32 protein-coding genes and 1 tRNA gene are annotated in these 20,826 nt (G+C 61.6%); 6 read left to right on the forward strand and 27 right to left on the reverse strand.

Going from position 1 to position 20,826, the window contains the following annotated elements:
- Positions 1-263 precede the first annotated feature (263 nt).
- On the reverse strand, positions 264-644 hold the full coding sequence (locus NGM28_RS03955; protein WP_050706284.1) for a glycine zipper domain-containing protein: 381 nt from the start codon (positions 642-644) through the stop codon (positions 264-266).
- Between the two features lie 73 nt (positions 645-717).
- Positions 718-903, reverse strand: coding sequence for a hypothetical protein (locus NGM28_RS03960; RefSeq protein ID WP_240063411.1), 186 nt, complete (start codon positions 901-903; stop codon positions 718-720).
- Between the two features lie 186 nt (positions 904-1,089).
- On the opposite strand from NGM28_RS03960, the gene NGM28_RS03965 reads away from it, so the two are divergent.
- Positions 1,090-1,440: a hypothetical protein gene (locus tag NGM28_RS03965; RefSeq protein ID WP_240063412.1), complete on the forward strand. Its 351-nt coding sequence runs from the start codon at positions 1,090-1,092 to the stop codon at positions 1,438-1,440.
- 142 nt (positions 1,441-1,582) lie between these two features.
- Here the strand turns inward: NGM28_RS03965 and NGM28_RS03970 are convergent, their stop codons facing one another.
- Positions 1,583-2,656: a PAS domain S-box protein gene (locus NGM28_RS03970; RefSeq protein WP_252088760.1), complete on the reverse strand. Its 1,074-nt coding sequence runs from the start codon at positions 2,654-2,656 to the stop codon at positions 1,583-1,585.
- Positions 2,657-2,791: 135 nt separating this feature from the next.
- Between NGM28_RS03970 and NGM28_RS03975 the strand changes: the two genes are divergently transcribed.
- Positions 2,792-3,613 (forward strand): class I SAM-dependent methyltransferase, encoded by an 822-nt coding sequence (locus tag NGM28_RS03975; RefSeq protein WP_011533482.1) that lies wholly within the window; start codon positions 2,792-2,794, stop codon positions 3,611-3,613.
- Between the two features lie 3 nt (positions 3,614-3,616).
- Here NGM28_RS03975 and NGM28_RS03980 read toward each other — a convergent pair whose 3' ends face one another.
- From NGM28_RS03980 to NGM28_RS03995, 4 genes are all read right to left on the reverse strand, one after another.
- Positions 3,617-4,384 carry an SDR family oxidoreductase gene (locus NGM28_RS03980; RefSeq protein WP_011533483.1) on the reverse strand — a complete coding sequence of 256 codons (768 nt, stop codon included), beginning with the start codon at positions 4,382-4,384 and terminating at the stop codon, positions 3,617-3,619.
- A 27-nt stretch (positions 4,385-4,411) separates the two neighbouring features.
- Positions 4,412-5,479 carry a phosphotransferase family protein gene (locus NGM28_RS03985; protein WP_252088761.1) on the reverse strand — a complete coding sequence of 356 codons (1,068 nt, stop codon included), beginning with the start codon at positions 5,477-5,479 and terminating at the stop codon, positions 4,412-4,414.
- A 197-nt stretch (positions 5,480-5,676) separates the two neighbouring features.
- Positions 5,677-5,994 carry an SCP2 sterol-binding domain-containing protein gene (locus NGM28_RS03990; protein WP_125464629.1) on the reverse strand — a complete coding sequence of 106 codons (318 nt, stop codon included), beginning with the start codon at positions 5,992-5,994 and terminating at the stop codon, positions 5,677-5,679.
- Positions 5,995-6,048: 54 nt separating this feature from the next.
- On the reverse strand, positions 6,049-6,762 hold the full coding sequence (locus tag NGM28_RS03995; RefSeq protein ID WP_252088762.1) for a histidine phosphatase family protein: 714 nt from the start codon (positions 6,760-6,762) through the stop codon (positions 6,049-6,051).
- 200 nt (positions 6,763-6,962) lie between these two features.
- On the opposite strand from NGM28_RS03995, the gene sohB reads away from it, so the two are divergent.
- Positions 6,963-7,979 (forward strand): protease SohB, encoded by a 1,017-nt coding sequence (gene sohB / locus NGM28_RS04000; protein WP_240063417.1) that lies wholly within the window; start codon positions 6,963-6,965, stop codon positions 7,977-7,979.
- A 144-nt stretch (positions 7,980-8,123) separates the two neighbouring features.
- Positions 8,124-8,197 (forward strand) — tRNA-Cys (locus NGM28_RS04005).
- Positions 8,198-8,294: 97 nt separating this feature from the next.
- On the opposite strand, the gene NGM28_RS04010 is transcribed toward NGM28_RS04005, so the two are convergent.
- The 13 genes from NGM28_RS04010 to NGM28_RS04070 all read right to left on the reverse strand — a co-directional run bounded on the left by NGM28_RS04010 (position 8,295) and on the right by NGM28_RS04070 (position 15,780).
- The gene (locus NGM28_RS04010) at positions 8,295-9,347 is read right to left on the reverse strand and encodes a site-specific integrase (protein WP_252088763.1); all 1,053 of its coding nucleotides are present in this window, start codon (positions 9,345-9,347) and stop codon (positions 8,295-8,297) included.
- A gap of 1 nt (position 9,348) precedes the next feature.
- Complete coding sequence (locus tag NGM28_RS04015) at positions 9,349-9,594, reverse strand: DUF4224 domain-containing protein (RefSeq protein ID WP_186595520.1); 246 nt, start codon at positions 9,592-9,594, stop codon at positions 9,349-9,351.
- Positions 9,595-9,631: 37 nt separating this feature from the next.
- Complete coding sequence (locus NGM28_RS04020; protein WP_252088764.1) at positions 9,632-10,009, reverse strand: XkdD/Y8K6 family phage-associated protein; 378 nt, start codon at positions 10,007-10,009, stop codon at positions 9,632-9,634.
- Positions 10,010-10,065: 56 nt separating this feature from the next.
- A complete protein-coding gene (locus NGM28_RS04025) occupies positions 10,066-10,473 on the reverse strand; it encodes a hypothetical protein (RefSeq protein WP_240063420.1) in 408 nt (135 codons plus the stop codon).
- Between the two features lie 144 nt (positions 10,474-10,617).
- Complete coding sequence (locus NGM28_RS04030; protein WP_234561045.1) at positions 10,618-11,139, reverse strand: DUF1643 domain-containing protein; 522 nt, start codon at positions 11,137-11,139, stop codon at positions 10,618-10,620.
- The gene (locus NGM28_RS04035; protein ID WP_252088765.1) at positions 11,136-11,387 is read right to left on the reverse strand and encodes a hypothetical protein; all 252 of its coding nucleotides are present in this window, start codon (positions 11,385-11,387) and stop codon (positions 11,136-11,138) included. The genes NGM28_RS04030 and NGM28_RS04035 overlap by 4 nt, the downstream gene beginning before the upstream one ends.
- A gap of 2 nt (positions 11,388-11,389) precedes the next feature.
- Positions 11,390-11,704 (reverse strand): hypothetical protein, encoded by a 315-nt coding sequence (locus tag NGM28_RS04040; protein WP_252088766.1) that lies wholly within the window; start codon positions 11,702-11,704, stop codon positions 11,390-11,392.
- An 85-nt stretch (positions 11,705-11,789) separates the two neighbouring features.
- The gene (locus NGM28_RS04045) at positions 11,790-12,200 is read right to left on the reverse strand and encodes a hypothetical protein (RefSeq protein ID WP_252088767.1); all 411 of its coding nucleotides are present in this window, start codon (positions 12,198-12,200) and stop codon (positions 11,790-11,792) included.
- Positions 12,197-12,766, reverse strand: coding sequence for a hypothetical protein (locus tag NGM28_RS04050; protein WP_252088768.1), 570 nt, complete (start codon positions 12,764-12,766; stop codon positions 12,197-12,199). The genes NGM28_RS04045 and NGM28_RS04050 overlap by 4 nt, the downstream gene beginning before the upstream one ends.
- Positions 12,767-12,787: 21 nt before the next feature.
- Entirely contained in the window at positions 12,788-14,572 is a 1,785-nt protein-coding gene (locus tag NGM28_RS04055) for a DNA cytosine methyltransferase (protein WP_252088769.1), read from the reverse strand.
- Between the two features lie 69 nt (positions 14,573-14,641).
- Positions 14,642-14,818, reverse strand: a complete 177-nt coding sequence (locus NGM28_RS04060; protein WP_252088770.1) for a hypothetical protein — start codon at positions 14,816-14,818, stop codon at positions 14,642-14,644.
- 4 nt (positions 14,819-14,822) lie between these two features.
- Complete coding sequence (locus NGM28_RS04065; RefSeq protein ID WP_252088771.1) at positions 14,823-15,008, reverse strand: hypothetical protein; 186 nt, start codon at positions 15,006-15,008, stop codon at positions 14,823-14,825.
- Between the two features lie 79 nt (positions 15,009-15,087).
- Complete coding sequence (locus tag NGM28_RS04070) at positions 15,088-15,780, reverse strand: hypothetical protein (protein ID WP_252088772.1); 693 nt, start codon at positions 15,778-15,780, stop codon at positions 15,088-15,090.
- A gap of 174 nt (positions 15,781-15,954) precedes the next feature.
- On the opposite strand from NGM28_RS04070, the gene NGM28_RS04075 reads away from it, so the two are divergent.
- A complete protein-coding gene (locus NGM28_RS04075) occupies positions 15,955-16,116 on the forward strand; it encodes a hypothetical protein (RefSeq protein WP_252088773.1) in 162 nt (53 codons plus the stop codon).
- Here NGM28_RS04075 and NGM28_RS04080 read toward each other — a convergent pair.
- A complete protein-coding gene (locus NGM28_RS04080) occupies positions 16,113-16,460 on the reverse strand; it encodes a hypothetical protein (protein ID WP_252088774.1) in 348 nt (115 codons plus the stop codon). The two genes, NGM28_RS04075 and NGM28_RS04080, sit on opposite strands and share 4 nt — an antisense overlap.
- A 115-nt stretch (positions 16,461-16,575) precedes the next feature.
- Here NGM28_RS04080 and NGM28_RS04085 point away from each other — a divergent pair, with 115 nt between their 5' ends.
- Complete coding sequence (locus tag NGM28_RS04085; protein WP_252088775.1) at positions 16,576-16,950, forward strand: hypothetical protein; 375 nt, start codon at positions 16,576-16,578, stop codon at positions 16,948-16,950.
- Here NGM28_RS04085 and NGM28_RS04090 read toward each other — a convergent pair whose 3' ends face one another.
- Genes NGM28_RS04090 through NGM28_RS04115 form a run of 6 tightly spaced genes read right to left on the reverse strand, consistent with a single transcriptional unit; the run spans position 16,951 to position 20,717 of the window.
- Entirely contained in the window at positions 16,951-17,259 is a 309-nt protein-coding gene (locus NGM28_RS04090) for a hypothetical protein (RefSeq protein ID WP_252088776.1), read from the reverse strand.
- Between the two features lie 41 nt (positions 17,260-17,300).
- A complete protein-coding gene (locus tag NGM28_RS04095) occupies positions 17,301-17,495 on the reverse strand; it encodes a hypothetical protein (RefSeq protein WP_252088777.1) in 195 nt (64 codons plus the stop codon).
- 3 nt (positions 17,496-17,498) lie between these two features.
- Positions 17,499-18,011 (reverse strand): hypothetical protein, encoded by a 513-nt coding sequence (locus NGM28_RS04100; RefSeq protein ID WP_252088778.1) that lies wholly within the window; start codon positions 18,009-18,011, stop codon positions 17,499-17,501.
- Positions 18,008-18,775 (reverse strand): lambda exonuclease family protein, encoded by a 768-nt coding sequence (locus NGM28_RS04105; protein WP_252088779.1) that lies wholly within the window; start codon positions 18,773-18,775, stop codon positions 18,008-18,010. The genes NGM28_RS04100 and NGM28_RS04105 overlap by 4 nt, the downstream gene beginning before the upstream one ends.
- Positions 18,772-19,587: an ERF family protein gene (locus NGM28_RS04110; protein ID WP_252088780.1), complete on the reverse strand. Its 816-nt coding sequence runs from the start codon at positions 19,585-19,587 to the stop codon at positions 18,772-18,774. Before NGM28_RS04110 ends, NGM28_RS04105 begins: the two co-directional genes overlap by 4 nt.
- 8 nt (positions 19,588-19,595) lie before the next feature.
- Entirely contained in the window at positions 19,596-20,717 is a 1,122-nt protein-coding gene (locus NGM28_RS04115) for a coiled-coil domain-containing protein (protein WP_252088915.1), read from the reverse strand.
- Positions 20,718-20,826: the final 109 nt, after the last annotated feature.

Genomic DNA, 20,826 nt, shown 5'->3' on the forward strand with positions numbered 1-20,826 from the left:
TTTGCCGGAGAGAATCAGACTGCTTGCGGGGCAGTCCGGTTGGAGCCGGCTTGCCGGCGAAGCCGGTGCCATTCACCGTGTTGGCTCCTTCGCGGACAAATGCTGACCAGATACCGCTTTCGTAGGAGCGGCTTTAGCCGCGATCACCCGCAAAGCGGGTGCCGGAGACCGCGATGCCCGTATCGCGGCTGAAGCCGCTCCTACAGGACCGCTGCGGCGGTCTGGGGCCCCGGTATCAGACCGTTGCCCCGCAGAGGCCTGAATCAGTGACGGTGCTTGTGCTTGCGATTGTTGTCGCCCATGTGGTTGCCGATGGCGCCACCGGCCGCGCCACCCAGGCCTGCACCAATGGTCGAGCCATTGGAACCACCCAGCTTGCCGCCGATCAGCGAGCCACCGGCTGAGCCCAGGCCGCCACCAATGGCCGCTTCGGTGCGGTTGCCTTTGCGCGCACCCACCGCGCTGCCGGCGGCGCCGCCCAGGCCGGCACCGATCGCAGCGCCGGTGCTGCCACCGATCTGTTTGCCGACGACGTTGCCCAGCGCACCACCCAGGCCACCACCAATAGCGGCGGTACCGTCACCGGCGAAAGCGCCTTGGCACAGCAACAGGCCGAGGGCGAGAGAAGGCAGAGTCAGACGCATGTTAAGAACCTCAGGGGGAGTCATCAGGGGATTTGCCGCACGGTCAGCGGCGAGTCAGGGATATAAAGACGTTTCAGCGGTAGTAACGGTCACGGTATTGGCGGTCATCGTCATCGCGGTCGTCCCGGTCATGGCGATGGTGGTGCCGGTGGTCTCGGTCACGCCAGCCGTCATTGTCGTCGTGGTAATGATGGCTGTAGCAGCCCCCAAGCAGCAGCAAGGTGGCAATCATCGAGGCACTTGCGAGGCGCGAAATCATCATGAAGTAGGTCCTTGATCCGAATAGGTTTACCGGATACGCGATCAGACCTGATGCGATTCATTTGGTTCTTTGTCGCGCAAAATTTTGTTGTGGTGTATTCATGTGGATCGCATAGAACGAGGGCTCACCCATCAGGCCTGCACGATGCTAGAGTCGCGTTCTTTTTTGTCCCGAGGATGGAACATGCGAGCGATTCTGCCGATCACCGTGGTGCTGCTGTTGGCGGGGTGTGCGTCATCTACCATGGAAGCGGCGCGCAATGGCACGCCGACCGCGCGACTGGACTCGCACAAGACCCCGGACGTGGTGGCCCAATGCATCCAGTTCAGCTGGCAGGAAGAGTCGTCGTTCGGCGTCGATGCCAGCGGCTACCTGGAGGCACGCAAGCAGGGTGGGTTTACGGTGTACACCCGTGAAGCGGAATCGTTCGTCGATGTCTATGCACAGGCGGGCGGGACACGGGTGGACTACTACGCCCAGCAGGATGATGGCATGGCGTTGCGCCGGCGGGCCGCTGCGGCGACCTGCCTGTAGAAGACTGTTGCCCGGCCTTCTGTAGGAGCGGCTTCAGCCGCGATGAAAGCACCGCGGTGTCGGGCACCCGCATCGCGGGTGATCGCGGCTGAAGCCGCTCCTACAGTCAGTGGCCAGGCCAAAGCAATGGGCGGCAGGGGCTTCAACCTAACCGAGCCTCGAGCCCGGCAATGTGCGCCTGCAGCCGTTCATGTTCTTCACGTTCGGCACTGATGTCCTCGAACACACTGATCAGGTGTTCCGGCTGTCCATCGGCCTGGCGCTGCAGCGAAGTCCGCGCACGCACCCAGAGATAGTGGCCATCCTTATGGCGCACGCGCTTCTCCACTTCATAACGCGTGATCTCTCCGGCGAGCATGCGCCCCAGCAGTTGCAGGTTGTCCGGCAAATCTTGTGGGTGGGTCAGTTGCTGGAAGGTCATGCCATACAGCTCCTGTTCGCTGTACCCCAGCAACTCGCAGAAACTGCCATTGACGCGCTGCCAGCTGCCATCCAGGTCGATGTAGGCGAGCGCGCCCCAGGCCAGCTCGAAGATCGTGCGAAAACGCTCCTCGCTCTGGCGCAGTTCCTCTTCGGCGACCTTGCGTTCGGTGTTGTCCATGCTGATACCGACCATCTTCACCGGGCGCCCGACGCTATCGCGCAATACCGTGGCACGCGAAGCGATCCAGCGCTGGCCGCCATCGGGGCGGGTGATGCGAAAGTCGCATTCGCAGCCGGTGCCATCGGCTACCGCCTGGGCATACATGCCCTGCATATGGCGGGCGTCATCGGCGTGGATATGCTCCCAGAAATCTTCGTTGCGCCGTAGCGGCCAGCCATAGACGGCTTCGACGTTGGGCGAGTAAGTCACTTCGTCGCTGATCAGGTTCCACTCCCAGGTGACGATACGCGCGCCTTCCTGGGCCAGCTTCATGCGTGTTTCGCTTTCCATGATCTCGGCGGTGTAGCGGCGCCGCACATCGGTCATGGGCAATTCGACCACTTCGGCCTGTTGTACGCTCTGCAGTGCTTCCTCGCCATAGCGCAGCCAGATCCAGTTGACCTTGAGAAAGTCCGCCAGCTTGCGCAGGTTCTCATAGTCGATCTCGCCACCGCGGGTCCATTTGTGCACCGCGGTGCGCGAAATGCCCAGCACGGTCCCGACTGCCTGCAGGGTCAGCTTGTGGTGCTCGAGCAGTTCCTTGAGGCGAAAGGCGAAGCTGTTTTCCGTCATGGGTGCTGGATCCTTGGGCGCGTGCCGAAGGCGGCAGTATACCCGAGCTGTAAACTTGAGGTTGACGGAGGGAGTTGCCTGCTGGGGTAGGCGCGATTAACGTAGCGCATCGTTATCAAACCAAGGAAGGACTGCATGAGCCGTTCACTTGAACTCAATCGCGCCAGCTGGGACGAGCGGGCGCCATTGCACGCTGCGTCGAAGGACTACGAAGTCGAGTGCTTCGTCAGCAACCCAGGGCACCTCTCCGAGGTGGTGCGTTTCGACCTGCCGCGGCTTGGCGACATCCGAGGTCTGCACGCGGTGCATCTGCAATGCCACATCGGTACCGACACCTTGTCGCTGGCACGCCTGGGTGCCCAGGTCAGTGGTCTGGATTTTTCAGCGGCCTCATTGCACCAGGCGCGGCAACTGGCCGAGCGCGCCGGCGCACGCATCGACTACGTGCAGGCGGATGTCTACCAGGCTGCAGAGGTATTGGAGGCGGGCAGTTTCGACCTGGTCTACACCGGTATCGGCGCCCTGTGCTGGCTGCCCAGCATTGAGCGCTGGGCACGCACTGTCGCGGCATTGTTGAAACCGGGCGGGCGGCTGTTCCTGCGTGATGGGCATCCGATGCTGATGGCCGTCAACGAAGACCATCCGGACCGCCTGCAGCTGGATTACCCGTATTTCGAGCGGGAGGCGCCGACGATCTGGCACAACGACCAGACCTATGTCGACACCGACCAGGCCCTGACCCAAACCGAAACCCATGAGTGGAATCACGGGCTGGGCGAGGTTATCACCGCACTGTTGGCCAATGGCCTGCGGATAGCCGGCCTGGAGGAACACCAGAGTATTCCTTGGGAGGCCTTGCCCGGGCAGATGGAGCTTGGAGCCGACGGCGAATGGCGCCTGCGCGAAGCCCCTTGGCGCCTGCCGCTGAGTTACACGCTGCAGGCGCTCAAGGCCTGAACGTCAGGACAGGAAGCCACCGTCGACATTGAGCGCGGTGCCGGTGGTGTAGCTGGAGGCGTCGCTGGCCAGGTACAGCACCGCGCCAGCCATCTCGCTCGGGTCGGCCACGCGCTTGAGCGGGATCTGTTGCAGGGCGGCATTGCGGATGCTGTCGTTCTTGACCAGCGCCGAGGCGAACTTGGTGTCGGTCAGGCCCGGCAACAGGGCGTTGCAGCGGATGCCGAACTGCGCGCACTCCTTGGCGAAGACCTTGGTCATGTTGATCACTGCGGCCTTGGTCACCGAGTAGATGCCCTGGAACAATCCTGGCGAGACGCCATTGATCGACGCCACGTTGATGATGCTGCCGCCACCGTGTTCGCGCATCAGCTTGCCCGCTTCGACCGACATGAAGAAGTAGCCGCGGATATTCACGTCGACGGTCTTCTGGAACGCACCCAGGTCAGTGTCCAGTACATTGCAGAACTGCGGGTTGGTGGCCGCGTTGTTGACCAGGATGTCCAGGCGCCCGAACTGCTCGCGAATGCCGGCGAACACCTGCTGGATCTGCTCCATCTCACCGATGTGGCAGGCCACCGCCGTGGCCTTTCCGCCCGCGGCGATGATCGCCTCGGCAACCTGCTGGCAGCCGTCGAGCTTGCGGCTCGAGACGATCACATGGGCACCCTGCTGGGCCAGCAGGTGGGCGATGGCCTCGCCGATGCCACGGCTGGCGCCGGAGACGAAGGCGATCTTGCCGTCGAGGTCGAACAGGTGGGTCTTGGACATGCCGGGATTCCTTGTTGTCTGCCGGTGTTACAGGCTGGATTTATCGATCAGTTGCAGGCTCATGTGCTCCAGCAGCCGGTTCATGTGGATGAACTGGGCGAAGCGCTTGTCCTGGGTCTGGCCGTGGAAGAAGCGGTAGTAGATCTGCTGGACGATGCCGGCCAGGCGGAACAGGCCATAGCAGTAATAGAAGTCGAAGTTGTCGATACGGATGCCGGCGCGCTCGGCGTAGTAGTCGACGAATTGTTGGCGGGTGAGCATGCCGGGTGCGTTACTGGGCTGACGGCGCATCAGTTGCACGGGCGCCGGGTCGCTTGCCTCGATCCAGTAAGCAAGGCTGTTACCCAGGTCCATCAGCGGGTCGCCAATGGTGGCCATTTCCCAGTCCAGCACACCGATGATGTGCATGGGGTTGTCGCTGTCGAGAATGACATTGTCGAAGCGGTAGTCGTTGTGCACGATGCCGGGGCGAGGGTGGTCGGCGGGCATTTTCTCACGCAGCCAGGCGATCACGTTCTCCCAGCGTGGCGCATCAGGGGTCAGCGCCTTTTCGTAGCGGCTGGCCCAGCCCTCGATCTGGCGTTGCACATAGCCTTCGGGTTTGCCCAGGTCGGCCAGGCCGCAGGCGGTGTAGTCCACCTGGTGCAGTTCGACCAGGCGATCGATGAAGCTCTTGCACAGGGCTTCGGTGCGGGTGGCATCGAGGTCGAGCTCGGCCGGAATGTCCGAACGCAGGATGATGCCCTTGACCCGCTCCATCACATAGAACTCGCCACCGATCAGCGCTTCGTCAGTGCAATGCACATAGGCTTTCGGGCAGTAGGGGAAGCCTTCGTTGAGCTGGTTGAGGATGCGAAACTCACGGCCCATGTCGTGGGCCGACTTGGCCTTGTGGCCGAACGGCGGGCGGCGCAGGACGAACTCTTTGCCTGGGTAGGCCACCAGGTAGGTGAGGTTGGAGGCGCCGCCTGGGAACTGGCTGATTGCTGGCGTGCCTTCCAGGCCTGGAATGTGATTTTTGAGGTACGGATCGATGACGGCGGCATCGAGTTCTTCGCCGGGGCGGACCTGGGTGGACTGGTCGGTGAGCGTCATGCGATTTCCTTATGATCGGTAGCAAGGACTATTGGCTAATCTAATTTCCTGAGGCAGTTGGTACAAGCGTGCCAGGCCGTTATAGGCCGGGGTGTTGCCGGACGATCAATGGCCCTGATAGCCCGACCTTTTCTTGTGCAAAAAAAAACCGAAGCGCGTTGGCTTCGGTCTTTTCTTTCTACGATACGCCCTGGCGATCAGGCCGGGAACAGTTCGCTGAGCTTCATCGACAGCATCATGTCGCCTTCGACGCGCAGCTTGCCGCCCATGAAGGCTTGCATGCCGTCGGTGTCACCGCTGACGATGCCCTTCAGCGTCTCGCTGTCCAGCACCAGGGTGCAGTTGGCGTCGGCGTTCTCGCCTTCCTGGATCTCGCAGGTGCCATCCTTGACGAGCAGCGCGTAGTGCTTGTCTTCGTCGGTGATGTTGAAGCCGAACACCAGGTCCAGGCCGGCGGCCGCTGCAGGGTTGAATTTTGCCTTCATCGCCTCGACGGCTTTAGCTACATCGCTCATGGTGTATTCCTTGTTAAGTGATATTCGCGTCCGCAGGGACACAACAGACCGGGCTCATCGATAGGTGATGAGCTCCGGCGCCCGCAACAGCTGCACGTGGGCTTGGCTGTTGAAGGAAGCCAGTGCCACGTCGCGGCCCCGGAATTTCAGGTGGCTGAGCGACGTGTTGATGATCTGCCAGTTCAGGTTGAAGGCCTGCGCCGGCGTGACTCCGGTAACCAGGTGGAGCAGGGCGGCGATGGTGCCGCCGGAAGTGAACAGGGCAATGTTGTCGCCACTGGCGGCGCTGGCGAGCAGGCGACGAAGGCCGTCGCCGACCCGGTCGATGAATGCCTGCCAGGTTTCAAGATTGTCGTCGTGGCTGTGCTCGCCGTCATGCCAGCGCTGCACCATCAGGGCGAACAGGCGCTGGAACTCGCTGCGATGCTGTGCGCCATTGCGCAGGATATGCAGTGCTTCGGGTTCGTCGGGCAGCAGGCCTGGCAGCAGGGCACGGATGACGCCGTCGGCGTCGAACTCGTTGAAGGCGGCATCGGTTTCTATGGCGGGTACCGGGCTGCCGCTGTGTTGCAGCGCCTGTAGCGCCAGCCGGGCAGTGTCCTGCTGGCGACGCAAGGTGCCGGCGACGCAGCGATCCAGGCGCAGCCTCAGCTGGGCGAGATGCTCACCCAGGGCTTGGCTCTGGCGCTCACCCACGGGCGAGAGGACGTCGTAGTCGTCGGCACCGAAGGAGGCTTGGCCATGTCGGATCAGGTAGAGGTTGCCCACGAGGTAGTCCGGCCCGGTTGGAGGTTGCTGCGAGGTTAGGATGCCCCAGGCAGGCTGTCAACGAAAAAACATACAAGCGTTTGAAAAGGTCGTTTGAACTGTGTTGCCAGCATTTTCCCTGGCTGGCAGCCGCCCATGCGCACCGGTATGCTTGCAAGCATTTCGCGCCCCTCGCGGCGCTGGTCTATCAAGGAGTCAATGTGGAGTTTCTTGCCGAATACGCAAGCTTTCTCGCCAAAACCGCCACGCTGGTGATCGCCATCCTGGTCGTGCTGTCGGCCATCGCCGGGCTGCGCGGCAAGGGTAGGCGCAAACCGGGCGGGCAGTTGCAGGTCACCCGCCTCAACGAGTTCTACAAGGAATTGCGCGAGCGCCTGGAGTCGGGCCTGCTCGACAAGGCCCAGCTCAAGGCCCTGCGCAAACAGCAGGCCAAGGCGGAAAAACAGCAGAAGAAAAAGCCCGAGGACAAGCGCCGGGTGTTCGTTCTCGATTTCGATGGCGACATCAAGGCATCGGCCACCGAGAGCCTGCGCAATGAGATCACTGCGTTGCTCACCCTGGCTACCCCGCAGGATGAAGTGGTGCTGCGCCTCGAGAGTGGCGGTGGCCTGGTGCACAGTTATGGCCTGGCAGCCTCGCAGCTGGCGCGCATCCGCGAGGCAGGTATTCCGTTGACCATCTGCATCGACAAGGTGGCGGCCAGCGGCGGTTACATGATGGCCTGCATCGGCGAGAAGATCGTTAGCGCGCCTTTCGCGGTACTGGGTTCTATCGGCGTGGTGGCGCAGATGCCCAACGTCAACCGCCTGCTGAAAAAACACGACATCGATTTCGAGGTGCTCACGGCGGGTGAGTACAAACGCACCCTGACCGTGTTCGGTGAAAACACCGACAAAGGCCGGGAGAAATTCCAGGAAGACCTGGACATCACCCACCAGCTGTTCAAGGACTTCGTCGCCCGCTACCGCCCGCAGTTGCATATCGACGAAGTGGCCACTGGTGAAGTGTGGCTGGGTATCGCCGCGTTGAATCGCCAGTTGGTTGACGAGTTGGGCACCAGCGACGAGTACCTCAGCCAGCGTGCCCGCGAGGCCAACCTGTTCCACCTGCGCTTTGCCGAGCGCAAGACGCTGCAGGAGCGCATCGGGGTAGCGGCCAGCGGCGCAGTGGAGAACACCCTGGTCGGTTTGTGGAGCAAACTCGGGCGTTTGCGCTAACACCTTGAACCCCTTGAAGATTTTTTTCGAAAAGGGGGTTGCAAGGTGAATCGAATGCCGACATAATGGCGTCCATCGAAACGCAGCTGACTTGAAAAAGCCCAGCGGTTTCAAGGAGATAGCGAAAGCTGACTCCGACTTTGAGGCCGAGTAGCAAAGTGGTTATGCTCCGGATTGCAAATCCGTCTACGCCGGTTCGATTCCGACCTCGGCCTCCACCATTCGAAAGCCCCGCAGATCTAGGTCTGCGGGGTTTTTCTTTGCGCGCAGAAAATGCCAAGAGTTCCGAAACAAAAGGCATGGAGTTCCGAAACTTCAGCCCTTCGAGGGCTTGGCGATCGCACCGACTCGACGGTAAACGCGCTCGGTGATTCCTTCTTTCGAGTGGCCCAACAGCACGCTTGCATCGCTCAGGTCGTTGATCTCCGACGCCGCCTTCGGTCGGATATCCCGGAACTGGAATTGAGCAATTCGGTTGGCCAGGTCTGGCTTCTTCTCCAGTTCAGCCTGCACTCTGGCTGCCTCTCTCGCTTCTGCCCATCTGTTGCGAAGCATCCCCCAGCTCATGCGCTTCCCGTACTCATTGACGATGAAGAACGGCGAGAGGTGCCTGCTTGTGCTTCGCATGATTCGTTCGAGCAGCAGGCCCAGGCTGTTCTTCGCGCCGTCTACCTCCAGGACGATCCTCAGCCGCTTGCCGGTCTTGCCTTGGCTTACCAGTAAGTAGCCACCCTGCATGTCATCCTTCCGCATGGACAGCACGTCCGACGGCCGCTGGCCGGTCAGATAGGCGAGATCCATCGCGTCCTTCAGCTCCGATGGGGCCTCCGCATAAACCGCCTTCCACACCAGCTCGTTTGCGTAGAAGTCTCGCGGTTTCTCCTTGTTCTTCCTCACACCCAGGCACGGGTTATCACGGGTTGTGAGCCCCCATTCCCTCGCTGTATTGAAAACGTGGGAGAGCAGGGCGATTTCCCTATTTGCCCTGGTCTTCGCCGACCGCGAGTCGCGGTACTGCGCGATCATGGCTGGCGTGATGGCATCGATCGGTGCCGAGTCGAACACAGTGCGCAGCTGCTTGAGCTCGTAGATGTTGTCCTTCTGGGTCCTGGCGGCCTTGCCCGGGATGATCTTGCGCTCGTACTCGTCGAAGATCCCCTTCATCGTCTTCAGCTCGGCCGGCGTGGCCTTGGCTTCAAAGTCGGCCCACTTCAGCTTGGCTTGCACCAGGTCGGTACCGAGGGGGATTTCCTTGCCGGTCTGGTCGCGGTAGTAGTACCCAACCCACACATTTCCGTTCTTCCTGGTGCGCTTGCGCCGGTACATGCCCGGCGGCAGGTCGCGGTTCTCGGTACTTCTGGGTCGCATTTCACTTTACTCGGGAGAAATCAGGGGTCCAGGCTGGCGCCGGGGGTGGGGCTGCAGCGACGGGCACGGTATCGATCACCACGCCGCTCAGCTTCTGTCGGGCGTACTGGCGCCCAACGAGTGGGCGCCCGCCGCGGCTCTCGACGAAATGCCAGCCTTTCTCTGTGAGCCAACGGCGTTGCCACGCCCGGGGTTTGTAGCCAGTGATCGTCACCAGCTCTTCGTCCGAAAGGATCTCGGTTTCCATGGGATGGTCTCCACGCCGCCGGTGGCGGCAGGTTGTGTCAGGATGTGGCCTTGGCGATGGTCTGCTCGAAGCGTGACGCCAGCTCGGCGTTGACATCGGCCTTCGCCAGACTGTCCACAGTGCCCTTGGCCTGGTGCAGGGCTTCGTACTTGCGCAACTGGGCGGCCGCCTCAACTAGGTCAGCTAGCATGGCCGGTGCTGCGGCGATCAACTTGGCGTTCGCCCGGCGCAGGTCCAGGCTGAGTTCCGCCGGCCCGACCTCGCTAAAGGTCACGCAGCCGCCGCAGTCAGCGATCATCCAGCCGTCAGAGGAGAGCGCTTTCACGCCGTCTCCGCTGTCGGCGCCTAGACCGGTGAAGACCTCGGTTTCGTTCAGGACTTCCCAGGGGCCCGGCGTGTGCTTGTGTTTCGTCATGGCAATAGCTCTCCATGCCCGCGCATGTCGGCGGGCTTGAGTAGTTGGGGGAGGGGTTATGCTTCGGGCGCGGCTGACTCTTGCCACTCGACGATGTCGGCGCCGAAGTCTTTGCTGGTGAAGGTGATGTTCCCGAAAGGCCAGAGGTAGGCGAATGGGCCGGTGCGCTCGCAGTTGGCAAGGATGCTGCCGCATGACAGGCGGATGTCGATCCGCTCCAGCCCAGGATCCTCGTCTGGGTCAGGCGGGCACCAATTGCCTGCGAGCTTGCGGACCTTCTCGACAACGGTGTCGATCTCGAATCCGCCCCGCGATTGGCCGACGAGCGATGCAACCCGCCACATGCCGGTCTGCCACCGGTCTTTCCTGACCAGCGCGCCATCCTCGCGGAATTCGTAATCTTCAACCTTGGCGTCGCGGAACTCCGGCTTCCTGAAGTCGAGTTCTGTCACTTCACGGCTCATCGCGGCGCCTTCCAGATCAGGTAGGCCATGTAGGCGAGGGCGATCATTTCGAGTCCTCCACGTATGGCGGATGAACCGGGCACGGCCAGCGCAATGAGCCGTCTCCGGATGGGCAGGTGCAGGTCTTCACTTCGGTCAGGTCGGTCATGGTTGTCCCCACGGGATCAGCGGAGTGTCATAGCCCAGCATAAGCGGGTGCTTCGGGTCGCCGCTGGCGGTCACCCCGAAATGCAGAACAGGCTTTCCGCTGGCGTTGAGCAGGCCCAGTACCTCGGCAAAGCAATATCTGATTGCTGCGGTCACCTTGGTGGTGCGCCCCCAGCACGGGACCAGCACGTCGGCATCAGTGATGATCTGACGGATGTGCTCGAGGTTATCCAAGTGGTGGGAAGGCGTGGGTAGGCCGTTGATGTAGGTTCGCCTGTCGTTCGAGAAACCAACATCGCGAGGGTCTGTCGCGCGATAGCAGAACACGTTGCCAACGATGAATCGCCGGCCGCCGTTACGCTGGGTGAAGCCGCGCCATTTGCGAACGGTCGCGTCATCCAGGGTGGCGTCTGCCGTGCTGGGGTTGATTCCAAAGAAGGCGAACACCTTGCCCTCGGCCTGCACCTCTCGTTCGAGGCGGTAACGGTAGAGCCCGCAAGAACTGATTACTGCGCTCACAGCTGATACCTCTCATCATTCCATGCCGCCGGCGCGGCAGCAGGTGTTGGTCCGTTGTCGCGTTCGTGCGGGGAGAGCTGGCGCTCGTTGCCGGCCTGGAGCTGGCTGTCGGGGATGCAGCTGATGCCGACCCCATTCAGCAGGTAGCAGGTGACGCCGCGCTGGCTGTCGTGCTGCACGTCGATGACGTTCTCGGTTGCGCTGGCGCCGGTGGCCAGCAGCGCGAGGAGAAGTGCTAGGCGGGCCATGGTCAGCCCTCCGTACCCATCAGGTAGCAGGGCTCAGTTGCCTCTGCCAGCCACTGGCGAAGGCAGCCGCATTCAGCGTGTGGCGGATCTTCGTCGACCCACTGTTGGTCGAGCATCCTGTCGCTCGTCAGCTCAACGTCCCAGTCGGCGTATTCGGATGGGTCATCACCGTTCATTTCGGCCAGGATTCGGCGGGCCTCTTCTTCGCTGGTTGCCGCCACCCAGTCGCAGTCGCCGACCTGGTAACAGGCGAGGGTAGGCCGCGCCGGCTGGCTTCCATCGAGCGCGAATTCCGGTGCTTGGGTTTCTACAGGCATGACTTCGTCCTTGGCCGCTCGCTCGCGGCAGTGAATAGAGGGGAGAGGGGTTACAGCTGGATGGAGTACAAATGTGCTCTTTCGGTCAGGGCTGCTTGCCTCGCGCTCTGCTGGCGCACCCGAAGCACTTGCCGCAATTGATCCCGGGCCTGCACACAACAGCCGGCACGGGAGGTGACTTGATCGCTTCACGCTTCCACACCGGCCAGGTCGCCACTATCTCGGCGCAGCGGTCGCAGTAGTCGCGGAAGGCCTGCTTTGCGTTTTGCTCTGCGCTGTCTGCTCGCATCCACTCCGCCATCTCGCCCATCTGCTCGACAATTGCGCTCTCTTCGGCCGCTGCAGCTGCGATGATCCTGTCCTTGCGTTTCTGGCAGAGCAGGCAATCGACTTTGGACCATTCGCCTGACAGCTCAGAGGTATCGCCCAGCCAGGTGCCGCACGGCGCTTGCTCAAGGTCATCTAGGTCGGTGAATGGTGCGAAATGCGTCTTCACGACTTCACCTGTGGCGCTGCGCTGGCGGATAGGGCGGACTCGAAGCGCTTCAGATACCAGCGAACCCCGCTGAGAGCCGGAAGGTCAGTGTGCTGCAGCTGATGTTTTTTGCAGTTGTGCACGAACTTTCTCATCAGGTCTTCCAGGGAGTTGATGCGCCCCTTCATGTGGTCCCGATCCATGTCGTAGCTGTAGTCGCTCTGCGAAACCATCAGTTCCAACCGCTTGATCTCGGAGCGCAGCCGCTCAACCTCGCCAGGGGCGGCGCGGGTGTAGGCCAGTTCAATACTTGCATAGCTGTCGTGGTTTCCGGACAGGTCCACCATGGTCTTTGGCGGGGAGCCATCTACCCATTCGGTAACGATCTCGCCTAGTTCGTTGATTCCTCGCCACGCCACCGGCTCGCTCTGGTTCTGCTCGGCTGGCTGCGGCGCGTTCTTCAGCAGTGCGCTCCAGAGGGACCTTGCAAGGTCCGGGTGCATGCACACGCCATTGAGCATTTCGCGGGTCAGCTGGCGCGGCACGCTGACCATCTCTGCGTTGCTGGATCGGTTTTCTGTGGGCATGGGGATCTCCTGCCGGCGGCGTCAGGCGGCCAGGCGCTGATAAAGTTCGATGAGGTCGGAAGCGTTGGCGGCAACCAGCGCCCGGGCTTCGTCCTTGCAGACGCTGTTGCCCAGCAGCTTCACCTGGTTGGCACCGGAGATTGCGTTCCAGTAAAGCTGGCCGGTTTTCTCGTCGAGGAACAGCCCTCGGTCGATGATGTAGTCAGCCCTGAAGCCTTGGGCGCGCTTCAGCTCGTGGGGCTTGAGCATGCGAAGCGTGATGTCGATCATCACGTAGTCACCGACCATCACCACATCGGCGTGCTCAGTGAAGTGCTGTGGAAGATACTTGCGCATGAACGCGGCACACTTGCGGGCGCCGGCCAGCTGTTCGTCCGTCAGAGTATGGGTCTGCAGTTGCACGACTTGAACGACGGCCATGCGATCCTTCGACGGGATCGTATGCATCGGCTCTCGCATGGAAATGCCGTCTTTCTCGGCGCCGTAATACTTGACCAGGTAGGCTGTGACCAGCCGCTGGTTGGAGCCCTTCCCCAATATCGTCGAGAACGGATCGACTGCGCTTCTGCCATCGCCCTTGTAGAACCCGCCATTCGCCTGCTCAAGGTGGGCCGAAGCTATAGCGTGGTGCCCGCCGCTTTGGGTGATGCATCCGACGGGCGTGAATACTGGGGCGCCGACGCAACCGCTGCGAAGGGTGACCAAGTTGGCTGTGATCAGCGCGAAGTGTCCGCCCTTGACCTGGGCCACTTGCGTCCGAAGCGGCTCTTCGGCATCGAAGGTCCGCTGTGTTGAGCCATTGGCGTGCTCCGTCAGGCAGCCGGCCACGGCCAATGTCGGCTGAACCAGGGCGTGATGAGTGCCGCCACCGCTGATGGTTGATACTGGATCGTCGACGCTGTGCGTGCTGGTGTGCGACTTCGAGGTTCCGCGCAGGGGGACAATGAACGGGTCGTTGCAGGCCAGGGTGTGTCGCCACAGGCCTTTGGCGATGCGGTTCATGGTGTTCTCCACCAAGGCATCGTCGCGGAAGATTGTGCGCCCCTGCAGCTCCCAGTCGATACATTCGGCGGCGGACCGCCATGCATTCTGCCCTTTGGCCGGGTTCTTGTGATGCGTCGGCGCCGGCCACACGATTGGCTTGCCGTCGCGCCTGGCGATTCCGTACAGCCGCTTGCGAATGGTTGGTGCGCCCTGGTCTGCAGCGATCCGCACCTGGTGCTCGAAGTTGTACCGCAGGCCACGGACCAAAGCCTCCTTCGGCACGTGATCGCCAATCTCGGCCAGAATCTCCGGCAGGTCCGGGTGGTCCTCCGGAATGCCGTTGCCCAGCACGCTCACGAAGGCCCGGAACGTCCGGCCTTTCTCGGCCTTGATCGGGCGCCCCTCATTGTCGAGCGGCCCCCAGTCGGCGAACTCTTCCACGTTCTCAAGGAAGATCAGGCGCGGGCTGGTCTGGTAGGCCCAGCGGATGATGACCCAGGCCAGGCCGCGTATCTTGCGGTTGCGCGGCTTCCCGCCCTTGGCCTTACTGTGGTGCCGGCAGTCGGGCGATGCCCACAAGATGCCCACCGGCTGCCCTTTGGTGGCCAGGACGGGGTCTACCTCGAACACATCCGCTACGTAGTGCTCGGTCTGCGGGTGGTTGGCACGATGCACGGCCAGGGCGATTGGGTTGTGGTTTACCGCCACATCCGGCTCGCGGTACGCCTCGGCAATGCCACTGCTGGCACCGCCGCCACCGGCGAAGAGATCGACGACCAGCTCCTTCTCGAAGGGCAGGGCGAGGGAGGTCATACAGGTCATGTTGTGGTCCTTGCTTGCAGGCATAGCCATCGCTGGCGCGGGCATGGAGGTAAGTTGGGTTTTCTGTGATCAGAGGTCTGATTTGCCGGCGTCGATCATTCGGAGCTCGACGACTTCGATTCGCTGGGTGCCGTCGGTGATCACCCAGCACGGAAGGTCGAGGTGCTGGAAGGTGCCGCGATAGGTTCGGTAGGCGCCGAGCGCTGCCTTGCGGAAGCAGTCGGAGGCGACCCTGCCGATTGCCATCGGCTTACCCCCCCCCTGTGAGCGTCAGATCGAACAACTCGACCTTCTCGATGCGTTTTGCTGCGGCACGGATGGTGTTCGGCGAGAGCTTGAACTCTTCGGCCACCTCGGCGACGTGCTTGTACAGCAGGGCATCGTGTATCGCCTGGTCGCGCTGGCCATTCCGCAGGCCTGCGTAGATGACTTGCATGGGTAAGCCTCCATGGCCTGCGCGGCCTGGTGCGTTATCGTTGAATAGGGGGAAGGCGCTGGCGGGCAGCGCCGGAGGGTCAGACGTCGTGGCCGTAGTGGAAGTCGTAAGCGTCGACTTCCTGGTACTGGACCTTCACGCCACAGGTGTAGAGGTTCAGCAGTAGAGCGTCGAGACCAAACTTGGCGCCGAGGAAGAGAGTTTTCGACGGGTCGTAATCGTTAATCCTGAGGCTGTAGCACTGGCCTTCTTTGTTGAAGTCCATCTGGATGGCGCACGAGTATTTCGACGTGCGCTCCTCGGCATCCACATACAGGTGCCAGTACCCGGCGCAAACACCCTCTGTGGTTTCGACGAAGATGGCGGGGCGATCCTCGCCGCGGCTTTCGTCGCGTTCACCCAGGCCCTTCGTGATCTGGTTCAGCAGCTCCTTCAAGGTGATGCTTTGCGGGAGGGGCTTGATCATCTCGGCCAAGCGCTCTTGTATGGCCTGCTTCACAGCTTGGTTTTGCATGTCGCCCAGCATGCCAGAGACCGTTTTCACTACCAGGTCTCCGAAGCGGCCAACGTCCTCGATATCGGTCGGCATCACGCCAGCCAGCTTCTCTTCGAGCAGCTCCTTGAACTTCGAGCGGTAGCTGAACTGAGATTCGATGGCGCGCTTCACCGTGTCTTCCACATTGCTCTGGATGATCGGCTGCAGCTTTTCCGGGCTCAGCGCAGCGGCTACCGACTCGGCTACGATCCCTTCGATGTTGATGTCGAGTTGCATGGTGAATCTCCTGGGCATGCGCCGCCCTCCGTGCTGGTGGCGGCATTGTGGCAATTTGGGGTGGAATGGGGTAATACAGATGGTCGGCAATCGGGCCGTCTACAGGGAGTGGTAGAAATGGGGAGCGCTATTGAATCATTGGTGCGAGTCGCGACGGCTGGTGGAAGTGTTGTCGTGAGCGGCAACTATGAAGTAGATGGATTGGTTAGAGTTGCCATGGCGCTCAAGACAAAGGGGCAGGGCACGCTCACAATCAAAACATCAAATGCGGCAGTAGACAGCATGGTGCGGATAGCGATGGCAGCGCCTGGACAGGTCGTTTTCGACTTGACCTAGGGCCTGACAATCTCGTCGCCAGGGTTTCGCCTCAGCTCAGCCGTACTAGCCTCTTCGAACTGACGCGCTAGTTTCGGCGAGATGTAAAAAGCTGGCGCGTCAGGTCGTTCAAGTCGGCGCGCCCGCTCATCAGGATCCTGCGCAATCCACGACAGGGCCAGGTCCTGCCAGAGTTCTTGCACCTGGTCGTAGCCGTGGCGCTCGATCTCGGCTGTCAGCGCAGCCTTTATGCCGGCCGGCATGTTGAAGAACACCTTCTCGATGCCAAGCTTCGCGGCCTTCGTCTTCTCGCGCTCGCGGTAGTCCGCTGAATGCTTGGCGGCTCCCGTCTTCTGCACGGCCATGGACGATACCTCTTGATTTGTATGCGCCGCCCTCCGTGTTGGTGGCGGCATGGTGGCAATTTGGGGTGGGATGGGGTATTAGAGGATGCTCAGCGGTCACAACCTCGAGGAAGTCATGGCATTCAAAATTAATGTGTCCGGGAACACTTTCAACGGAGTAGGCACGGCTGTTTCAGTTCCGCATGATGCAGACGCCGAACTCGATTTTACTGATAATAATTTGATCAATTGCAAAAGCGCGATTGTCCAACGAGACCCAAAAGGGCTGGTTCAGGAACTTGGCCTTCCTGCTGATACCCCTATTGAAGATATCCTTGCAGTCCTAAGGACGCTTCAGGCAATGAATGGGGCTACCCATGAAGATAAAGTCGAATCCGTAAAGCAGTCGAAGCTATGGGCGTTCATTGAGCGGTCTGCTAATGTAACGTCTGTAATTCAGGGGTTAGTTGCTTTAGGTGGGATGGCGGTCGGTTTCCCCGCTGCATTCTGATTAATCGGAAGTTATACGCAGCGGCTCGCGATCGCGGAAATTCTCAAGCTTCCGCACCACAGACGGTGAAACTGTGATTTCGTGGCGCGGAGGCGTCAGCAGCGGCAGAGCGCCGCCAGGGCCAAGCCCATGCAGGTGATGAATCATCAGTGTCATCGCCTCGCCCTGTTCCTCGATCCCAGTCCACTCCATCAGATCCAGCAGGGCCTGCTTAATCCCTGGTCGAACCTTCAAACGCAGGTCTTCTTCCTGAAGGCGCTCGGCCTTGGCGCGTCGCTTCTCGTTGCGCTGCTGCTGGGTCATCGCCATACGGCAACTCCTTCAATCCGCTGGGCGGCAAGTTGAACTGATCACGCCGCCTTGTTCTTTGCAGCGCGCTTTGGATTTTTCTGCTCAATCTCTAGATCCATGTCGTTCCAGCCGGCCAGGAACCAAGAGCCGTGAAACGTGTGATAAGCGAATGGGTTGGCCATCTTGCCGCCACCGTTGCGGCGGCATTCCCGGCCAAGGTAATAGACGCTGGGATGCTCGCCGTGCTCGCTCATGACCTACCCCTGGCGTCGCTGAATTGGAAAATCAATGCCGAACTCATCGATGATCCGCACAAGCCGACAGTTGCCGATGCCCAGCTCAATCGTGGCCCGGCATCTGGACTTTCCGGCGTCACGCAGGGCAAGGATCCTGTCGGCCAGGTCACGATCCTCCTGGCTCTGTTCGGCTTTTACCTTCGCCGGTCTCGCCGACTTCGGAGGGCTAAAGAACCTGAATCCTCCCCGAGCCGCTACGCCCCATAGAGCTGTCTTGGTTTCGCCCAGGAGCTTTGCCACCTCGGCGCAGGTCATGGTCTTGGCGAGCTCTTCGATCTGATCTGTGCGTGCTTTGGCGCGGCTTTTCCGCTCGCCGCCCGGCTCTTGCTTGGCTGGCTTTGCCCGCTTCGGTTTTGGTTCTGGGTGCTTGCGCTGAGGCAGGGGCTGGTAGGTGAAGCTATCCAGCACGACCAGCTGGCCGCCAGAAGCGAAGAAGGCAGCCTTTGCTGCCTCCAGGTCAATTGATGGGTTCATGCTGCTTGGCTCCTAAGTTGTTTCTCGTACCCGTCGACCAGCAACTTGAACTCCCACAGGTCCTGCTCCAGCTGCTCGATGTAGTCATCGTCGCGCTTGAACTCGCGCCACCACAGCTGGCGGCCGACTGGCTTGAGGAGGGGGCAGTACATCCCGATGTGCCACCACTTGCGGCCTGTGATCCACATGCAGCCCTGCACCTGGTCGATCACCTCGCTGGCGTCGTTCTCAATATGGAAGGCGCGCAGCTTGTCGGGGGCAAGGAAGCACTTGTACTCACTGCCGCCGTCTTCGTTAATGAAGCCGTCAGCGCTGGCGCCGAATACGCCGTCGTCGGTCTTGACCAGACCGACCTGAGTGACGATCAGGCCCGTTTGGATCTCATGTTCCATCCTGGCCTCGGGTTCGAGTTCGTGACCTCGGCGCATCTGCCAGGTCTCGAAGCCGCCATCCAGCGGCTTGCCGCCGATGCGTTCGACGGCCAACTCGAAGGCATAGGTGAGGGCGGCATTGGACGGCTCGCCGACTTTCTCGCCATCCAGAGCGCGCTGGACCACCTCGGCCTTGGGGGCGGCCTTGTAGCCGGCCAGCTCCCGAGCGCGCGTCTCAGTGCGCCCGTCGAGCATGGCGTCCACGTAGATGCGCTGCTGGGCGGTCAACCCGTTCACCTTCGAGCGGGCGGTGCTGAACATGCTGGCGGTGATAACGCCGGCGCGGGCCTGCAGCCACTCTGGTGAGCCCTGGGCGCAATTGACGATGATCATTGGCTTGCTCCTGCTTGTGGGGCTGCGCTGAGCTGCGAGCCGCGAGCGCTAACCGCTACTTTCAAGGCCTCGTAGAGCTCGTCGGCCGTTTTCTTGTCAGTGGACTTCAGGTCCTGGGCGAACTTGACGCCTGCCTGCCAGACCGCCGTGAGCGAATCTTTGGAGTCAGCGGCGTAGGCCTTCGGGATCCACTCATTCATCAACTCCCCGAAACTTTGGGGCTGGTCACCATCGCCGTTCCCGTCGTTGTCCTCATTCGTCAGCACGACGTTGAAGATCATCATCGTCAGGTAGCGCCGGGCGTAGCTGTAGGTGGAGCCATTGGCGTGCACGCCGGTCTTGTTCACGCTGCCCTTGATGCCGGTGGAATCAATGGGGAGATCGACGTGGTAGCGCTTGGTGTGCCCGGCCTCGTGCATGCAATCGCAGACGGTGCGGATGTGTCCTGCCAGCGGGCTGTCGTCGGTGCCGAACGACAGCGAAAAACCGTGAAGGGTGTAGGTGGGCGCGATCTTCTTGTCGATCGACTCCAGGGCCGCGTAAGAGCTGTTGGTCTGGCTGTTGTACTTGTCGCGGTAGACCGGTCCGATGTCGGACTGGGCGCGAACCATGGCGGCATTGAAGGCGGCCGCAGCAGATCGGTCGGTGTACCGCTCGTACATGGCCATCATGGCCTGCATCTTCTCGGTATCGAACGAAGGGTCGGTAGCCGCGCGCTGGACCATGGTGAGCATGGCGGTGGCTTCAGGGGTGGCCGCAGCCGCGGCGATTTGGCGAGACTCGCGGTTCTCGGCGATAGCTGTGGCGCTCATGGCGTACCTCAGTAGGAGATGGCGATGTTCGGGATCTTGCGCTGGGCGATCAGGGTGACCGCTTGCTTGGCGCAGGCTTCAGGCATGCCCTCGGCGATGAAGGCCTCAAGGGCAGCGCGGTTGATGCTGGCGCGGTGCGCCTTGTCGGCTTCGCGAGCTTCCTGCTGGCGCAGGATCTCGGCGGCGGCCGCATCGGCCCGGCGGCGTTCTTCCTGGCGGGCCTGCTCGGCTGCTTCCTCTTGCCGGCGGGCGGCTGCCTGGCGCTCTTGCTCCATCCGCTGCTCGGTGGAGACGCGGTCGGCCTCGGCCTGCACCCTGGCGCGTTCAGCTTGCTCGGCCTGAAGCTGCAGCTGTAGTCGTTCGTTCTCGGCGGCGCGCTCTTGTGCGGCGGCCTGGTCTTTCAGGTCCTGCTCGCGCTTGGCGGCCGCGTCACGCTCGGCCTGCTGCTCCTGGGCTACGCGCTGGCGCTCCAGCTCGACAGCGGCTTCCTGTGCTGCTCGAATACGGTCCTGCTCGGCTCGCTCTTCTGCTTCGCGGCGCAGGCGGGCCAGTTCTGCCTGCTCGGCGTCGTACTTCTTGCGGGCAGCCATGGCGGCCACCAGAGCATTCATTGACGATTCCTTGGTTCGAGCCGCCTCCGCTTCGAACTCTTCCCAGGACTCGCCAAGGGCAAACTGGGAAAGCTCGGTGGCGCGTGCTTCAATCTGCTCGGCGTCCAAGGATCCCAGTTCTGTCGCCAGTTCCTTCATCCGCGCAATAGCGTCGTTATGGCGGTCGATCCGGGCATCCTCAGCGGCCTGCCACTCGTTCAGCGGCCGGCGCACCTCTTCCTGCCAGGAATCAAGCTTGTCGCGCATCCGCTTGCGCTCGGCGTCGATCTTCTTCGGGATTTCCTTGAGTTCGGCGACCAGTTCCTTGCCGACGTTATCGAGAGCAGTCTTGGACTTGGCGACGTTGTAGGCAATCGAAGCGATCGCCTTCCGACCCTTCACCGTGCTGGTGTCCGGCACGAATGCGTCGATTTCGTCGCGGATCTTCTGGAGGTAAGGGTCCAGGCCATTCGGCGCCTGGAAGACTTGAAGCGCGGTTTCTTTCGGCGGCACGACGGCCAATTCGGTTGATGCGGACATTGGTACACCTCGCGCCAGGCCGGCGCCGTCAGTTGAAAATGGGAAATGCCAGGTCACGCCGGTGGGTGTCTGCTGGACGCCCTGGCTGCCGGTGATGGTTGCGCGCTCT

Source organism: Pseudomonas sp. MWU13-3659, assembly GCF_023757525.1.
Taxonomy (GTDB): domain Bacteria; phylum Pseudomonadota; class Gammaproteobacteria; order Pseudomonadales; family Pseudomonadaceae; genus Aquipseudomonas; species Aquipseudomonas entomophila_E.

What these genes read in the sequence shown, in the direction of transcription:
- NGM28_RS03955 (WP_050706284.1), bottom strand. Translation starts at nt 644, where the DNA reads ATGCGTCTGACTCTGCCTTCTCTCGCCCTCGGCCTGTTGCTGTGCCAA.
- NGM28_RS03960 (WP_240063411.1), bottom strand. Translation starts at nt 903, where the DNA reads ATGATTTCGCGCCTCGCAAGTGCCTCGATGATTGCCACCTTGCTGCTG.
- NGM28_RS03965 (WP_240063412.1), top strand. Translation starts at nt 1,090, where the DNA reads ATGCGAGCGATTCTGCCGATCACCGTGGTGCTGCTGTTGGCGGGGTGT.
- NGM28_RS03970 (WP_252088760.1), bottom strand. Translation starts at nt 2,656, where the DNA reads ATGACGGAAAACAGCTTCGCCTTTCGCCTCAAGGAACTGCTCGAGCAC.
- NGM28_RS03975 (WP_011533482.1), top strand. Translation starts at nt 2,792, where the DNA reads ATGAGCCGTTCACTTGAACTCAATCGCGCCAGCTGGGACGAGCGGGCG.
- NGM28_RS03980 (WP_011533483.1), bottom strand. Translation starts at nt 4,384, where the DNA reads ATGTCCAAGACCCACCTGTTCGACCTCGACGGCAAGATCGCCTTCGTC.
- NGM28_RS03985 (WP_252088761.1), bottom strand. Translation starts at nt 5,479, where the DNA reads ATGACGCTCACCGACCAGTCCACCCAGGTCCGCCCCGGCGAAGAACTC.
- NGM28_RS03990 (WP_125464629.1), bottom strand. Translation starts at nt 5,994, where the DNA reads ATGAGCGATGTAGCTAAAGCCGTCGAGGCGATGAAGGCAAAATTCAAC.
- NGM28_RS04010 (WP_252088763.1), bottom strand. Translation starts at nt 9,347, where the DNA reads ATGCGACCCAGAAGTACCGAGAACCGCGACCTGCCGCCGGGCATGTAC.
- NGM28_RS04015 (WP_186595520.1), bottom strand. Translation starts at nt 9,594, where the DNA reads ATGGAAACCGAGATCCTTTCGGACGAAGAGCTGGTGACGATCACTGGC.
- NGM28_RS04020 (WP_252088764.1), bottom strand. Translation starts at nt 10,009, where the DNA reads ATGACGAAACACAAGCACACGCCGGGCCCCTGGGAAGTCCTGAACGAA.
- NGM28_RS04025 (WP_240063420.1), bottom strand. Translation starts at nt 10,473, where the DNA reads ATGAGCCGTGAAGTGACAGAACTCGACTTCAGGAAGCCGGAGTTCCGC.
- NGM28_RS04035 (WP_252088765.1), bottom strand. Translation starts at nt 11,387, where the DNA reads ATGGCCCGCCTAGCACTTCTCCTCGCGCTGCTGGCCACCGGCGCCAGC.
- NGM28_RS04040 (WP_252088766.1), bottom strand. Translation starts at nt 11,704, where the DNA reads ATGCCTGTAGAAACCCAAGCACCGGAATTCGCGCTCGATGGAAGCCAG.
- NGM28_RS04050 (WP_252088768.1), bottom strand. Translation starts at nt 12,766, where the DNA reads ATGCCCACAGAAAACCGATCCAGCAACGCAGAGATGGTCAGCGTGCCG.
- NGM28_RS04055 (WP_252088769.1), bottom strand. Translation starts at nt 14,572, where the DNA reads ATGACCTGTATGACCTCCCTCGCCCTGCCCTTCGAGAAGGAGCTGGTC.
- NGM28_RS04060 (WP_252088770.1), bottom strand. Translation starts at nt 14,818, where the DNA reads ATGGCAATCGGCAGGGTCGCCTCCGACTGCTTCCGCAAGGCAGCGCTC.
- NGM28_RS04065 (WP_252088771.1), bottom strand. Translation starts at nt 15,008, where the DNA reads ATGCAAGTCATCTACGCAGGCCTGCGGAATGGCCAGCGCGACCAGGCG.
- NGM28_RS04070 (WP_252088772.1), bottom strand. Translation starts at nt 15,780, where the DNA reads ATGCAACTCGACATCAACATCGAAGGGATCGTAGCCGAGTCGGTAGCC.
- NGM28_RS04080 (WP_252088774.1), bottom strand. Translation starts at nt 16,460, where the DNA reads ATGGCCGTGCAGAAGACGGGAGCCGCCAAGCATTCAGCGGACTACCGC.
- NGM28_RS04085 (WP_252088775.1), top strand. Translation starts at nt 16,576, where the DNA reads ATGGCATTCAAAATTAATGTGTCCGGGAACACTTTCAACGGAGTAGGC.
- NGM28_RS04090 (WP_252088776.1), bottom strand. Translation starts at nt 17,259, where the DNA reads ATGGCGATGACCCAGCAGCAGCGCAACGAGAAGCGACGCGCCAAGGCC.
- NGM28_RS04095 (WP_252088777.1), bottom strand. Translation starts at nt 17,495, where the DNA reads ATGAGCGAGCACGGCGAGCATCCCAGCGTCTATTACCTTGGCCGGGAA.
- NGM28_RS04100 (WP_252088778.1), bottom strand. Translation starts at nt 18,011, where the DNA reads ATGAACCCATCAATTGACCTGGAGGCAGCAAAGGCTGCCTTCTTCGCT.
- NGM28_RS04105 (WP_252088779.1), bottom strand. Translation starts at nt 18,775, where the DNA reads ATGATCATCGTCAATTGCGCCCAGGGCTCACCAGAGTGGCTGCAGGCC.
- NGM28_RS04110 (WP_252088780.1), bottom strand. Translation starts at nt 19,587, where the DNA reads ATGAGCGCCACAGCTATCGCCGAGAACCGCGAGTCTCGCCAAATCGCC.
- NGM28_RS04115 (WP_252088915.1), bottom strand. Translation starts at nt 20,717, where the DNA reads ATGTCCGCATCAACCGAATTGGCCGTCGTGCCGCCGAAAGAAACCGCG.